The sequence below is a fragment of the Pseudaeromonas paramecii genome, assembly GCF_039540575.1.
In the GTDB taxonomy this organism is placed as follows: Bacteria; Pseudomonadota; Gammaproteobacteria; order Enterobacterales; family Aeromonadaceae; genus Pseudaeromonas; species Pseudaeromonas paramecii.
In genome coordinates this window covers 17855-30370 of record NZ_BAABFC010000029.1, presented here as the reverse complement: position 1 = coordinate 30370, position 12516 = coordinate 17855, and the positions used below count along the sequence as shown (strand labels likewise).

General features: G+C 64.7%; 14 protein-coding genes. 10 read left to right on the top strand and 4 right to left on the bottom strand.

What is annotated here, in order from left to right:
• Window position 1: 1 nt before the first annotated feature.
• Both ABD847_RS16080 and metF read left to right on the top strand, forming a co-directional pair.
• Window positions 2-1393 carry an ABC transporter substrate-binding protein gene (locus ABD847_RS16080; RefSeq protein ID WP_345014859.1) on the top strand — a complete coding sequence of 464 codons (1392 nt, stop codon included), beginning with the start codon at window positions 2-4 and terminating at the stop codon, window positions 1391-1393.
• A 111-nt stretch (window positions 1394-1504) separates the two neighbouring features.
• Window positions 1505-2404 carry a methylenetetrahydrofolate reductase gene (gene metF, locus ABD847_RS16075; protein WP_345014857.1) on the top strand — a complete coding sequence of 300 codons (900 nt, stop codon included), beginning with the start codon at window positions 1505-1507 and terminating at the stop codon, window positions 2402-2404.
• Window positions 2405-2447: 43 nt separating this feature from the next.
• On the opposite strand, the gene ABD847_RS16070 is transcribed toward metF, so the two are convergent.
• Entirely contained in the window at window positions 2448-3359 is a 912-nt protein-coding gene (locus ABD847_RS16070) for a LysR family transcriptional regulator ArgP (RefSeq protein ID WP_345014855.1), read from the bottom strand.
• Between the two features lie 89 nt (window positions 3360-3448).
• Here ABD847_RS16070 and ABD847_RS16065 point away from each other — a divergent pair, with 89 nt between their 5' ends.
• The gene (locus ABD847_RS16065) at window positions 3449-4063 is read left to right on the top strand and encodes a LysE/ArgO family amino acid transporter (protein WP_345014853.1); all 615 of its coding nucleotides are present in this window, start codon (window positions 3449-3451) and stop codon (window positions 4061-4063) included.
• Between the two features lie 91 nt (window positions 4064-4154).
• On the top strand, window positions 4155-4583 hold the full coding sequence (locus ABD847_RS16060) for an Hsp20/alpha crystallin family protein (protein WP_345014851.1): 429 nt from the start codon (window positions 4155-4157) through the stop codon (window positions 4581-4583).
• Window positions 4584-4653: 70 nt separating this feature from the next.
• Here ABD847_RS16060 and ABD847_RS16055 read toward each other — a convergent pair whose 3' ends face one another.
• Window positions 4654-5064: a flagellar basal body-associated protein FliL gene (locus ABD847_RS16055; RefSeq protein WP_345014849.1), complete on the bottom strand. Its 411-nt coding sequence runs from the start codon at window positions 5062-5064 to the stop codon at window positions 4654-4656.
• A 134-nt stretch (window positions 5065-5198) separates the two neighbouring features.
• On the opposite strand from ABD847_RS16055, the gene ABD847_RS16050 reads away from it, so the two are divergent.
• Window positions 5199-5738 carry a chorismate--pyruvate lyase family protein gene (locus tag ABD847_RS16050; protein ID WP_345014847.1) on the top strand — a complete coding sequence of 180 codons (540 nt, stop codon included), beginning with the start codon at window positions 5199-5201 and terminating at the stop codon, window positions 5736-5738.
• A gap of 3 nt (window positions 5739-5741) precedes the next feature.
• Window positions 5742-6617, top strand: a complete 876-nt coding sequence (gene ubiA, locus ABD847_RS16045; protein WP_345014845.1) for a 4-hydroxybenzoate octaprenyltransferase — start codon at window positions 5742-5744, stop codon at window positions 6615-6617.
• Here the strand turns inward: ubiA and plsB are convergent.
• Complete coding sequence (gene plsB / locus ABD847_RS16040) at window positions 6591-8999, bottom strand: glycerol-3-phosphate 1-O-acyltransferase PlsB (RefSeq protein ID WP_345014843.1); 2409 nt, start codon at window positions 8997-8999, stop codon at window positions 6591-6593. The genes ubiA and plsB overlap by 27 nt on opposite strands.
• Before the next feature lie 182 nt (window positions 9000-9181).
• Between plsB and lexA the strand changes: the two genes are divergently transcribed.
• Complete coding sequence (gene lexA, locus ABD847_RS16035; protein ID WP_345014840.1) at window positions 9182-9808, top strand: transcriptional repressor LexA; 627 nt, start codon at window positions 9182-9184, stop codon at window positions 9806-9808.
• Here the strand turns inward: lexA and trmL are convergent.
• Window positions 9805-10290: a tRNA (uridine(34)/cytosine(34)/5-carboxymethylaminomethyluridine(34)-2'-O)-methyltransferase TrmL gene (gene trmL, locus ABD847_RS16030; protein ID WP_345014838.1), complete on the bottom strand. Its 486-nt coding sequence runs from the start codon at window positions 10288-10290 to the stop codon at window positions 9805-9807. The two genes, lexA and trmL, sit on opposite strands and share 4 nt — an antisense overlap.
• Before the next feature lie 154 nt (window positions 10291-10444).
• Between trmL and fieF the strand changes: the two genes are divergently transcribed.
• The 3 genes from fieF to ABD847_RS16015 all read left to right on the top strand — a co-directional run bounded on the left by fieF (window position 10445) and on the right by ABD847_RS16015 (window position 12500).
• On the top strand, window positions 10445-11368 hold the full coding sequence (fieF, locus tag ABD847_RS16025) for a cation efflux pump FieF (protein WP_345014836.1): 924 nt from the start codon (window positions 10445-10447) through the stop codon (window positions 11366-11368).
• Window positions 11365-12144 (top strand): serine O-acetyltransferase, encoded by a 780-nt coding sequence (cysE, locus tag ABD847_RS16020; protein ID WP_345014834.1) that lies wholly within the window; start codon window positions 11365-11367, stop codon window positions 12142-12144. The genes fieF and cysE overlap by 4 nt, the downstream gene beginning before the upstream one ends.
• A gap of 146 nt (window positions 12145-12290) precedes the next feature.
• On the top strand, window positions 12291-12500 hold the full coding sequence (locus ABD847_RS16015) for a cell division protein ZapB (protein ID WP_345014832.1): 210 nt from the start codon (window positions 12291-12293) through the stop codon (window positions 12498-12500).
• Window positions 12501-12516 lie beyond the last annotated feature (16 nt).

Here is a 12516-nt window from a genome sequence, read left to right as displayed (position 1 = left end):
TATGTTGAAGCTTTTACGTGGTGCCCTGGCCCTGACGCTGGGATGGAGCCTGAGTCTGTCGGCCCTGGCCACGGATCTGGTGATCGAAACCTGGCGGATCGACGATGCCGAGCTATGGCGCACCCAGATATTACCGGCCTTCCAGAAGAGTCATCCGGAGATCTCGGTCACCCTGGCAGCGGTGCATGCCGCCGAATATGAGACAGTGTTGCTGGAGCGGCTCAAGGCGGGCAAGGCCGGGGATCTCATCACCTGCCGGCCCTACGATGCCTCCCTCAAGCTGTTTCAGGACGGGTATCTGACGGATCTCACCGAGTTCCCCGGCCTGGAGAACTTCCCGCGCTTTGCCCGCAGCGCCTGGCAGACCGACTCCGGGGCCCAGACCTTCTGCCTGCCCATCGCCTCGGTGATCCAGGGTTTCTATTACAACAAGACCATCTTCAAGGAGCTGGGGCTTGCCGTGCCCAAGACCCGGGCCCAGTTCTTCGCCGCCCTGGACAAGGTACGACAGGATGGCCGCTATCAGCCGCTGGTGATGCCGGTGCATGACAACTGGATCACCTCCGAGCTGGGTTACCAGAATATCGGCCCCAACTACTGGCATGGCGAGGATGGCCGCACCGCCTTGCTCTCTGGCAAGCAGAAGTTCACCGACGCGCCTTACGTGGCGGTGTTCGATGAGCTGGCCCGTTGGCGGCCCTATCTGGGGGCGGCCCCAGAACAGCTGGACGAGGGGCAGGCGGTGGCGCTGTTTGCCTCCGGCAAGGCGGCGGTGATAGTGGCGGGCTCCTGGGCCATCAGCCAGTTCATGGGCAAGGTCGACTTCGATGCCTTCCCGCCGCCGGTGGCCGAGGAAGGCGACAGCTGCTACTTCACCGACCACACCGATATCGGCATCGGCATCAATGCCGCCAGCCCCAACCAGGCCGCGGCCCTGACCCTGCTGGAGTGGATGTCTTCGGCGGAGTTCGCCGAGCTGTTTTCCAACTCGGTGCCGGGCTTCTTCTCCCTGTCCAACCACTTCTTCGAGCTGGACAACCCGGTGGCCAGCACCATGGCCAGCTGGCGGGACAGTTGTGACTCCACCATACGGGTGGCGACCCAGATCCTCTCCCGGGGCACGCCGTCGCTCTCCAGCGAACTCAACGAGGTGACCCAGGCGGTGATGCTGGGGCAGTTGAGCCCGGCGGAGGCCGCCGCCCGGCTGGAGCAGGGGCTGGTGGGCTGGTATGGGCCTCAGCAACAGGCCGCCGAGGCCAGCCTGCTGGATAACTGTGCCCCGCCGACCGTGTCACCGGCGGCCTCCTCGGCCGACGGTACCTTAGATGCTGCCGCCAGTGGCGCGGCCGCAGTGGACGGCACCCCGGCCAGCCCGCCGCCGACTGGACAGTGAGGCCATATTCCTGTTGACAAGGCCGGGCTGGCACTCCAAGATGTTTGGACATTTAGACGTCCAAACATCTGTTTGGCATGATGCCAGACCCGGTTAGTCAAGGAGCAAGGGATGAGTTTTGAGAGTGCACGTCAGGTGGAGGCGCTGAACCAGAGTCTGGCGGATTTGAATGGCCGCATCGATGTCTCGTTTGAATTCTTCCCGCCGACCACCGAGTCCATGGAGCAGACCCTGTGGAACTCCATCGAGCGCCTGCAGACCCTGTCTCCCAAGTTTGTCTCCGTCACCTATGGCGCCAACTCCGGCACCCGGGATCGCACCCACAAGGTGATCAAGGAGATCAAGGAGCGCACCGGCCTCATCGCCGCGCCGCACCTGACCTGCATCGATGCCAACCGTGACGAGCTGCGCCAGATTGCCCAGGATTACTGGGACAACGGCATCCGGCATATCGTCGCCCTGCGGGGTGACCTGCCCGAGGGCATGGCCAAGCCGGACATGTATGCCGCCGACCTGGTGGGCCTGTTGAAGGAAGTCGCCGATTTCGACATCTCGGTGGCGGCCTATCCCGAGGTGCATCCGGAGGCCAAGAGCGCCCAGGCGGATCTGCTCAACCTCAAACGCAAGATCGATGCCGGGGCCAACCGGGCCATCACCCAGTTCTTCTACGACGTGGAAAGCTACCTGCGCTTCCGGGATCGCTGTGCCGCCATCGGCATCGAAGCGGAAATCGTGCCGGGCATACTGCCGGTATCCAACTACAAGACCTTGCTGAAGTTTGCCGGTTTCTCCAACGTCAAGATCCCCGCCTGGCTGCACCAGCGCTTTGAGGGGATCGCCGACGACGACCAGATGACCCGCAACCTGCTGGGGGCCAGCATTGCCATCGACATGGTGCGGGTGCTCTCCCGGGAAGGGGTGAAGGACTTCCACTTCTACACCCTGAACCGCGCCGAGCTGACCTATGCCCTGTGCCACACCCTGGGGGTGCGGCCCAAGCCCAAGGCTTGAGTGCTTTCGAGCCGACCAACGCCAGCCTGAGTGCTGGCGTTTTTTATGCCTGGGATTTGGCCAGGGACTGCTGCCCGGCGGCCAGTATGGCCTCCGAGACCTGCTGATGGACGCCGCGGGCCAGCAGCCAGCGATGCCAGTAGAGGGTGCGCTGCAGCGGGGGCGCCGGCAGGCTGATGAGGCTGCCCGCCGCCAGCTGGGGCCGGATCTGCAGCACGGGGATCAGGGCGTAGGCCACCCCGCCCAGGGCCAGATCGATGAAGGCCTCGGAGGAGCGCACCGTGTGGCAGGGGTAGCCGCCGGGGGGCAGGGCAAAGTGCTGGCTCAGGTAGGAGACGTGCATGTCGTCTCTGTGATCGAAGGCCACCGCCGGCGCCCGGCTCAGGGCCTGCAGGTGCAGGCCGTCGGCAAAGTAGCGCTGGGCAAAGCCGGGGGAGCAGATCAGCCGGTACTCCATGTCCCCCAGCAGGCTGGCCTCACAGCCCGGCAGGGGGAGTGGATGACAGCCCACGGCACCGAACACCTCTCCTTGCCGCAGCCGCTCCACGCTGCGGGTCTCATCGTCCAGCACCAGATCCAGCGCCAGGGGGTGGCGGTCCAGCAGGGGGGTGAGGGCCGGCAGAAACCAGGTGGCCAGGCTGTCGGCATTGACGGCGATGCTGATGCGCAGCGGCTCAGAGGGGGCCTCGGGCCGCAGGCGGGGCAGCAGCTCCCGCTCCAGCTGACTGACCTGGCGGTAGTGGCCCAGCAGCTGTTGCCCCAGCAGGGTGGGGCCGGGGGGCGAGCTGCGCAGCAGCACCGGCTGGGCTAGCAGCTGCTCCAGCTGCTTGATGCGTTGGGAGATGGCGGGCTGGGTCAGGTGCAGGGCCCGGGCGGCCCGCTCGAAGCTTTGCTCCCGCACCACGGCATCCAGGGCCTGCAGCAGCTTGTAATCCAGGGGCAGATCCCGGCTCATAAATATCTCTTATGAAATATCAAAATCATTAGTTTTACTGAAGATACGCCAAGCCCTAGGCTGACGCCATCTGTTGTGGAGGAGTCGCTATGTCGGTTGTCATCTTGCAGGGCTTTACCCTGGGGGCCAGTCTCATCATGCCCATCGGGGCCCAGAACGCCTATGTGCTGCGTCAGGGGCTGCGGCGGGAGCGTCATCTGTGGGTGGCGGGCTTGTGCCTCTTGTGTGACTGCCTGCTGATCGCTCTGGGGGTGTTTGGCGGTGGCCAGGCCCTGGCCAGCCTGCCTTGGCTCAAGCTGACCCTGACCCTGGGGGGCAGCCTGTTTCTGCTGGGTTATGGTGGCCAGTCCCTGTGGCGGGCCTGGCACAATGGCTCCGCCCGGCTGGATCTGCAGGGGGAGGGGGCCGGTGACAAGGCCATCTTGTTCACCACCCTGGGGGTGACGCTGCTCAATCCCCACGTGTACCTGGATACCGTCATGATACTGGGCAGCATGGCGGCCCAGTGGCCACACCAGGCCTTGCCGGCCTTCGCCCTGGGGGCCGTGCTGGCCTCCACCGTCTGGTTCTTTGGTTTGGCGCTGCTGGCGGCGCGGCTGGCCCCCTGGCTCAGCCACCCTCAGGTGCCCAGGGGCATCGATGCCCTGGTGGGGCTCATCATGCTGGGGCTTGGCGGTCATTTATTGTCGGGCCTGCTCGGCTGATTTTTTCACCAGATATGGCTTGAAAAACCGACAGCGGACCCCACCATTAGGGTGAAGGCCGACGGGCCTATGACCGCAATGGGAGGTGTTTATGGCTATCGAAAGATGGAACCCCTTCCGGGAGTTCGAAGACTGGTTCCGGGACTATCACAGGGGCGTTTTGAGCCGGTTGGACGACCGTCAGAGCCTCAGCCAGAGCGACTGGCTGCCGGCGGTGGATATCGTCGAGAACGACAGGGCGTATGAGCTGCAGGTGGAGGTGCCTGGCATGCCCAAGGAGGACGTCAAGCTATCGGTGGACAACGGCATGTTGACCATCAGCGGCGAGCGACGGCAGGAGCATGAGGATAAGCAACTCCACAGGACGGAGCGTTTCTATGGCCGCTTCAGCCGCAGCTTCGCGCTGCCGGAGGATGTGCAGGCCGATGACATCAGTGCCCGCTTCCAGGATGGCATCCTGTATGTGACGCTGGCCAAGTCCACCCCGCCGCAACAGCGCCGGGAGATCGAAATCCACTAGAGGTTGTTTGACGGAACAAGAGCAAGGGGACCGGATGGTCCCCTTTTTTGCGGGTGTGCCGGTGGGCGGCTTACTGGTACAGGTAGTTGGTGAAGATGAGCTCGCGGATCAGCTTGCGGCCGGTTTCTTCCACCAGCAGCTGGTTCAGCTTGGCCTGGCACTCCTTGCGGATCTCTTCCCGGCCCTTCAACGAACGCACCTGCTCGGCGGTCTGCTTGCCCAGGATGCGGTTGAGGGCATCCCGGATCAGGGGATCGTGTTTCTCCACCAGGGCCAGATCGGCGTTGTTATCCACCATGATCTCCACCTTGATGCGCACATAGCCCATCTGGCTGCCGTCTGTGATGTAGTTGGTGATGATCTCGGGATCCAGCGCGTAATAGGCGTAGGCATTATTCGGTTGCGCCGGTGCCGCCGCTTCTTCGGCCTGCACCTGCGCCGCCAGCAACAGCAATAACCCGCAAGTCAGTCTCTTCAGCATGATGTCTCGTTATATGAGTCGTGTGTGTAACACAATTATTGTTCTGGTTAGTGCTGATGGCGTCAAGCGCGCACCGCCTTACATTTTTACCCCGCTTTCACCATAATGTCCGGAATTTTGACAGGAGACCCCCTTTGCATTGCGTTGCCCGCCTGCCCGCCTTGCCCCTGGATATGCCCGAACCTGCCTGGCAGGCGGCCGAGCGATGCCAGTTGTCCGGTTCCCTGGCCCGCTGGTTGCGGGACACCGGCTCCCTCACCGCCGCCCTGCGCGCCCGGCCCGGGCAATTCAGCGTCACCCTGCTGGGGCCTTCCTGGCAGGCCCAGGACGATGACTGGCAGTGTCGCCAGGTGCTCCTGTGTCTGGATGAGCGGCCCCTGGTCTGGGCCCTGACCCGGCTGCCCGGTGCCCAGCTGGCCCAGGTGCCGGCGCTGGTCGGCCTGGGGGACAGACCGCTGGGGGAGTGGCTGTTCAGTCAGCCGGATCTGCAGCGGGAGCCACTGGCCCTGGCGGACTTTGCCACCGTCCCCGCCTTCGTCGCCGCCCTGGCGGACTGGGGCTGCCCGCCGCCGACCGGCGCCCTGTGGGGACGACGCTCCTGGCTATCCAGCGGTCCGGTACGGCTGCAGCTCACCGAGGTGTTCCTGCCTCTTGCCCCACCCTACGAGGAGTGATCCATGACCCAGCTTGTAGTGCCGCGCTGGCGCGCCTTCTGGCAACTGGCCCGGCTGGACAGGCCCATCGGCTCGCTGTTGCTGCTGTGGCCCACCCTGTGGGCCCTCTGGCTGGCCAGCGCCGGCCAGCCCAGCTGGCATCATCTGCTGGTGTTCGTGCTGGGGGTGTTTGTGATGCGCTCGGCCGGTTGCGTCATCAATGACTTTGCCGACCGGCGGGTGGATGGCCATGTCAAACGCACCGCCGGCCGCCCCTTGCCCAGCGGTCGGGTGACCCCCAAGGAGGCGTTGATCTTCTTCTGGTCGTTGGTGGCGCTGGCGGTGGGGCTGGCCCTCACCCTGAGCCCCCTGGTGTGGGCTTTGGCGGTGGTGGGGCTGGGGCTGGCCATCGTCTATCCCTTCATGAAGCGGGTGACCCATCTGCCGCAGCTGGTGCTGGCGTTGGCCTTCTCCTGGGCCATCCCCATGGCCTGGGCGGCGGCGGCCGGCGAGCTGACGGCCCAGACCTGGTGGCTGTTTGCCGCCAACTGCCTGTGGACCGTGGCCTATGACACCCAGTACGCCATGGTGGACAGGGACGACGACCTGAAGATCGGCGTCAAGTCCACCGCCATCCTGTTTGGCCGCCACGACCGCCTCATCATAGGCCTGCTGCAGCTGGCCACCCTGGCCTGCCTGGCCCAGGTGGGCTGGCTGGCGGCACTGGCTTGGCCCTACTGGGTGAGCCTGGCCGCCGCCGCCGGGCTGTTCGCCTATCAGCAGCGGCTGACCTGGCAACGGGCTCGGCAGGCCTGCTTCAGCGCCTTTCTCAACAACAACTGGGTCGGTCTGCTGCTGTTTGCCGGCTTGGCCTTAAGCCTCCTGCTCCAGGGCCGCTAGGGTGCGCCGCAGGGCGCTGGGTAACAGATCCTGCAACTGGGCCAGCAAGCGGGCCAGGGCCTCGGTCTGCCATTGCTCGTCCGGCCGGTAACCCTGGGCCTCCAGGGTGGCGATCAGGGTCTTGAACAGGCTGACATCGCTGAACTCGGGGGCATGGATGCCATGCAGGGTGGCCAGCCGTTGCGCCATCATCTGGCAGTCGGACTCCAGCTGGGGCAGCGGCGTGGTGGGTGCCTCCAGGATCAGGCTCAGCGACATGGCATAGCGCAGCAGCGTCTCCTGAATACAGTGGGCCAGCAGCAAGAGCTGCGGCTGTCGGGCGGCGTGTACCCAGTAGCGTCCACCCCTGTCTTCCACCAGCCCCAGCCTGACGAAGGCCATCAGGTTGGCCTCCAGCTGGGCGGGCAGATCGTCGGCCGTATGGTGCAAGAACAGTTCGGCCTGGATCAGCGGGTAGAGCTGCTGCACCGCCTCGGTCAACTGCTCGGCCGTTTGCCCCTCCTGGCGCTCGATCAGGCGGGCCAGCAGGGCCGGCAGGGCGAACAGGTGCAGTATGTTGTTGCGGTAGAAGGTCATCAGTATGGCTTGATAGCGATCCATGGTGACTATCTGCCCCAGCTTGTCCTCCTCCACCTGGAACTTGCCCAGCTCCAGGGTCTGCTCCAGCAGCTCGGCGGCGCCGGCCTCCGGCAGCACGCAGTGCTGGCTGTAGGGCGCCAGCCGCAGCAGCTCAAGATAGAGCTGGATCTGCTGGGTCAGCTGATTGCGGGGCAGGGCCTGGCGTTCGCTGGCCAGCAGCGCCAGGGCGCACAGCGGCAAACCGTTGAGGCCGGCAGCGGCATTGATGCGGCTCATCAGCTGCTGGGCCAGGGCATTCACCGTGGGGGCCAGCCAGGCAGGCTTGTGGCCTTCGGGTGTCTCGCGCCACTCGGGCACCTGCTGCTGCAGATACTGGTGCAGGGTCAGGGGTTCGCCGAAGTTGACGTAGCTGCGGCCAAAGTTGCGCAGCTTGCCCAGGATGCCCAGCACGTGCCAGAAGTTCTCCTTCTCCTTGCGGCTGCCCTTCAACTCCTTGAGGTAGGTGTTCACCTCCATCACATGGTCATAGCCCAGGTAGACGGGCACAAAGGTCAGCGGCCGCGGTATGCCCCGCAGCTGGGCTTCCAGCGTCATGGCCAGCATGCCGGTCTTGGGTTGCAGCAGGCGTCCGGTACGGGAGCGGCCCCCCTCGGTGAAGAACTCCACCGCATAGCCCTTGGTAAACAGCTGATTGAGGTATTCCCGAAACACGGTGGCGTAGAGCTTGTCGCCCTTGAAGCTGCGGCGGATGAAGAAGGCGCCGCCGCGGCGGAACAAGGGGCCGGCGGGCCAGAAGTTGAGGTTGATGCCGGCGGCGATGTGCGGCGGGATCAGCCCCTGGTGATAGATGACATAAGAGAGCAGCAGGTAGTCCATGTGACTGCGGTGGCAGGGGATGTAGACGATCTCATGCCCCTCCCGGGCCAGACGGCGTACCTGCTCGCCCCCGTGCACCCGGATGCCGCGGTAGAGCTTGTGCCACAGCCAGCCCAGCAGGGTGTCGCCCATGCGGATCAGACGGTAGGAGAAGTCGCTGCCGATCTCGTCCAGGTAGCCGAGCGCCCGCTGCTGGATCTGCTCCAGGGGCAGGCCCTCTTCGGCGGCCTGTTGCGCCATGGCCTGGCGCAGGGGGTCGCTGGCCAGCAGTTGCTGGAACAGCTCCTGACGGATGGGCAGCCGCGGCCCCTTGGCCGCCTGCCGTTGCCGGCTGAAATGGATGCGGGCCACCCGGGCCAGCTTGTGGGCCACCTGTTCGTCGCTGCCGCGCTCGTCCGCCAGGGTGCGCAACGAGACGGGAGCGGAGAAGCGTACCCGGTTCTCCCGGCCATGGAGCAGCACCTGCCAGCTGTTGCGCCAGACTGTCGGCGAGTGCAGTGGCGGCTGCAGGCGGCGCTTCTCCCGCCCCGGCGCCCGGTGCCACAACAGGGTGATGGGCACCAGCTGGATGTCCAGCGCCGGATCCTGCCGGTGCAGCTGCAGCCAGTGGCGGAAGGTGGCCAGGCTTTGCTGGGCCGGCATGGGTCTACCGCCAAAGCAGGGCAGGTGATCCAGGCAGACATAGCGCGGCAGGGACTGGCCGCCGATCTGCAGTGGGCTGAAAGGACTGGGTAGCCCCAGCTGGTTGGCACACAGCTCCAGGGTCAGCAGATCGCTCAGCGCGTCATTGGTCAGGGCGTAGACGATGGGGCGGGCGGGATCCAACCCCAGCTGGCTCACCGGTTCTTCCGGCAGGGCGGAATAGTTGACCAACAGACGCAGGGGCAGGCGAAGCAGGGAACGGGCAGCAGCCTTGATGCGGGACATCCTTAACAACCTCTGGCAATGAATCGCTCTGGCAAAAAATCGGCGCCAGCATAGCAAAAGGGAATTTCCTTGTCGTGGTCGGACGTCCGACAAGATCTGCCACAGATCCTGCATGGCACTTGCGCTTCGATTAGCCCTGTATATACTCACAGGCATCTGTATATAAAAACAGGCGATTGCTGATGAAACTTCTCACCCCGCGCCAGAGCCAGGTTCTGGATCTCATCAAGGAGTACATGCAGGAGACCGGCATGCCCCCCACCCGGGCGGAGATCGCCGCCCGCCTGGGCTTCAAGTCCGCCAATGCGGCGGAGGAGCATCTCAAGGCCTTGGCTCGCAAAGGGGTGATCCACATCATGCCCGGCACCTCCCGCGGCATCCAGCTGGTGCAGGATGAGAGCGCCGAGGAGGAGGAGAGCGGTCTGCCCCTCATCGGCAAGGTGGCCGCCGGCGAGCCCATTCTGGCCGCCGAGCATGTGGAGACTCGCTATCAGGTGGACCCTGGCTTGTTCCATCCCAGGGCCGACTTCCTGCTGCGGGTGCAGGGCATGAGCATGAAGGACATCGGCATCCTGGATGGCGATCTGCTGGCGGTACACAAGACGGAGCAGGCGCGCAACGGCCAGGTGGTGGTGGCGCGGGTGGGCGAAGACGAGGTGACGGTCAAGCGCTTCCAGCGCCAAGGCAATCGGGTGCTGCTGCTGCCGGAGAACGAGGAGCTCAGCCCCATTGAGGTGGATCTGAGCTGTCAGCAGCTGCACATCGAAGGGCTTGCAGTGGGCGTCATCCGTAACGCCGACTGGTTCTAGGCTTCACCGACCGTCTGGGGCTGGGCGCCGGCGTAGCCCAGCTGGCGCCAGCTCTCATACACCAGCACCGCCACGGCGTTGGACAGGTTCATGCTGCGGCTGCCTGGCACCATGGGCAGCCGCAGGCGCTGCGCCGGCGGCAGGGATTCGATGACGTCCATGGGCAGGCCCCGGGTCTCGGGGCCAAACAGCAGCACATCTCCCGCCGCGAAGGCCACCTCGCTGGGGATCGCCTGTCCCTTGGTGGTACAGGCGAACACCCGCGCAGCCGGCAAGCCGGCCAGGCAAGTGGCCAGATCCGGATGGCGGCGCACCTCGGCAAATTCGTGATAATCCAGCCCGGCCCGGCGTACCCGCTTGTCGTCCCAGGCAAAACCCAGCGGCTCTATCAGGTGCAACTTGTAGCCCGTGTTGGCACACAGGCGGATGATGTTGCCCGTGTTGGGCGGGATCTCGGGTTGGAACAGCACTATGTGTAGCATCATGACTCCTGGCGCCGTGGGCCTTGCGGCCCGCTAGTGTAGCGGGATTTTCGTCCCGGGCCAGCCCAGGGGCGGCTTTATATGCCGGGAGCTGGGGGGTATCATAGGCCCCCTGTTAAGGATGCGGCCTGGTGCCGCCTGTCGAGGAAGACCATTGATCCAGCAACGCTATTATCGGCTGGCCACCTTTGCCGGGCTGGCTGCGACCGTCACCGCCACTCTGCTTATCATCGGCAAGCTCATCGCCTGGCTGGCTACCGGCTCCTCCAGTCTGCTGGCCTCCCTCACCGACTCCCTGATGGACGTCAGCGCCTCACTCATCAACCTGCTGGCCATCCGTTATGCCCTGATCCCGGCCGATGACGATCACAAGTTTGGTCATGGCAAGGCCGAATCCCTGGCCAGCCTGGCCCAGTCGGCCTTCATCACGGGCTCGGCCCTAGTGCTCATCATGCACGGGATTGGCGCCGTGGCGGATCCCGTGCCCCTGCAACGGGCCGGTATCGGCATCTGGGTCACCGTCGGATCCCTCATCCTGACCCTGGTGCTGGTCACCTTCCAAAGCTATGTGGTGCGGGTCACCGGCAGCCAGGCGGTGAAGGCGGACTCCCTGCACTACCGCTCGGATCTGCTGCTCAACGCGGCCGTGCTGCTGGCCCTGTTTCTATCGATGCTGGGCTTCCACATGGCCGATGGCCTGTTTGCCATCCTGCTGGGGGGCTACATACTGTGGAGCGCCCTCAAGATAGGCTATGAGGCCATCCAGACCCTGCTGGACCGGGAGCTGCCGGAAGAGGAGTGTCAGCAGATCCAGGATATCTGCAACAGCGTGCCCGGCGTGCACGGCATGCACGATCTGCGGACCCGTCAGTCCGGGCCGGTGCGTTTCATTCAGCTGCATCTGGAGCTGGATGACGGCATGCCGCTGTTGCAGGCCCACGCCATTGCCGACCGGGTGGAGGCCAGGTTGCGTCTGGCCTTCCCGATTGCCGACATCATCATTCACATGGATCCCCTGTCCGTGCTCACCCAGGAGCCGTCAGGGCAGGCCTTCGATTCCACCAGGAGTGCGCCATGAGTTGTATCAAAGAGTCCACCTGGCAACAGATCCGGGCCGAGGCGGCCAACATGGCTGCCGACGAGCCGCTGCTGGCCAGCTTCTACCATTCCACCATTCTGAACCATCACAGCCTGCAGTCGGCCCTGAGCTTCCAGCTGGCCCACAAGCTGGGCAGCGCCACCATGCCGGCCATGGCCCTGCGGGAGATCATCGAGCTGGCGTTTACCGCCGAGCCAACGATTCTGGATGCGGTGGCGGCGGACATCTGCGCGGTGAAGGATCGGGATCCGGCGGTGGATTACTACTCCACGCCGCTGCTGTACCTCAAGGGCTTCCATGCCCTGGAGGCCTATCGGGTCGGCCACTGGCTATGGAATCAAGGTCGGCGGGCGCTGGCCACCTACCTGCAGAACCAGATCTCCGTGGTGTTTGGGGTGGATATTCACCCGGCGGCCCGCATTGGTCGCGGCATCATGCTGGATCACGCCACCGGCATCGTGGTGGGGCAGACGGCGGTCATCGAGAACGATGTCTCCATACTGCAGAACGTCACCCTGGGGGGAACCGGCAAGGAGCATGGCGATCGCCATCCCAAGATCCGTGAAGGGGTGATGATTGGCGCCGGCGCCAAGGTGCTGGGCAACATCGAAGTGGGGGCAGGGGCCAAGATAGGGGCCGGCAGCGTGGTGCTCAATCCGGTGCCGGCGCACACCACTGTGGTGGGGGTGCCGGCCAAGGAGGTGGGCCACCCCCAGTGCGACAAACCCTCCCTCGACATGGATCAGGGCATCTGATTGGCCAAGAAGCCGACAGTCGCACCGCAGGGGAGCAGGATAGGGCCTGCTTGCCTTGTTGCACCGCGACAGGGCGGGTATGCTGGGACCGCGCCATTTTAGGCTCCGGGGTGCCGGGGCCAGCCACGAGATACTAGGGTATGACTATGTCGTTAGAAATGTTGGAACAACTGGAAGCCAAGGTGCAGAGCGCCGTGGACAACCTGGCCCTGCAGAAGATGGAGCTCGAAGAGCTCAAGCTGGAGAACCAGCGTCTCAAGGACGAGAATCAGCAGCTGCGCAACGATCACCAGGCCTGGCAGGAGCGCCTGCGGGCCCTGCTGGGCAAGATGGATCAGATGGAAGAAGCCGTCTAAATCCGCGAGGAGTGCG

What these genes read in the sequence shown, in the direction of transcription:
- ABD847_RS16065 (WP_345014853.1), top strand. Translation starts at nt 3,449, where the DNA reads ATGTCGGTTGTCATCTTGCAGGGCTTTACCCTGGGGGCCAGTCTCATC.
- ABD847_RS16070 (WP_345014855.1), bottom strand. Translation starts at nt 3,359, where the DNA reads ATGAGCCGGGATCTGCCCCTGGATTACAAGCTGCTGCAGGCCCTGGAT.
- metF (WP_345014857.1), top strand. Translation starts at nt 1,505, where the DNA reads ATGAGTTTTGAGAGTGCACGTCAGGTGGAGGCGCTGAACCAGAGTCTG.
- trmL (WP_345014838.1), bottom strand. Translation starts at nt 10,290, where the DNA reads ATGCTACACATAGTGCTGTTCCAACCCGAGATCCCGCCCAACACGGGC.
- ubiA (WP_345014845.1), top strand. Translation starts at nt 5,742, where the DNA reads ATGACCCAGCTTGTAGTGCCGCGCTGGCGCGCCTTCTGGCAACTGGCC.
- lexA (WP_345014840.1), top strand. Translation starts at nt 9,182, where the DNA reads ATGAAACTTCTCACCCCGCGCCAGAGCCAGGTTCTGGATCTCATCAAG.
- ABD847_RS16055 (WP_345014849.1), bottom strand. Translation starts at nt 5,064, where the DNA reads ATGCTGAAGAGACTGACTTGCGGGTTATTGCTGTTGCTGGCGGCGCAG.
- cysE (WP_345014834.1), top strand. Translation starts at nt 11,365, where the DNA reads ATGAGTTGTATCAAAGAGTCCACCTGGCAACAGATCCGGGCCGAGGCG.
- ABD847_RS16015 (WP_345014832.1), top strand. Translation starts at nt 12,291, where the DNA reads ATGTCGTTAGAAATGTTGGAACAACTGGAAGCCAAGGTGCAGAGCGCC.
- plsB (WP_345014843.1), bottom strand. Translation starts at nt 8,999, where the DNA reads ATGTCCCGCATCAAGGCTGCTGCCCGTTCCCTGCTTCGCCTGCCCCTG.
- ABD847_RS16080 (WP_345014859.1), top strand. Translation starts at nt 2, where the DNA reads ATGTTGAAGCTTTTACGTGGTGCCCTGGCCCTGACGCTGGGATGGAGC.
- ABD847_RS16060 (WP_345014851.1), top strand. Translation starts at nt 4,155, where the DNA reads ATGGCTATCGAAAGATGGAACCCCTTCCGGGAGTTCGAAGACTGGTTC.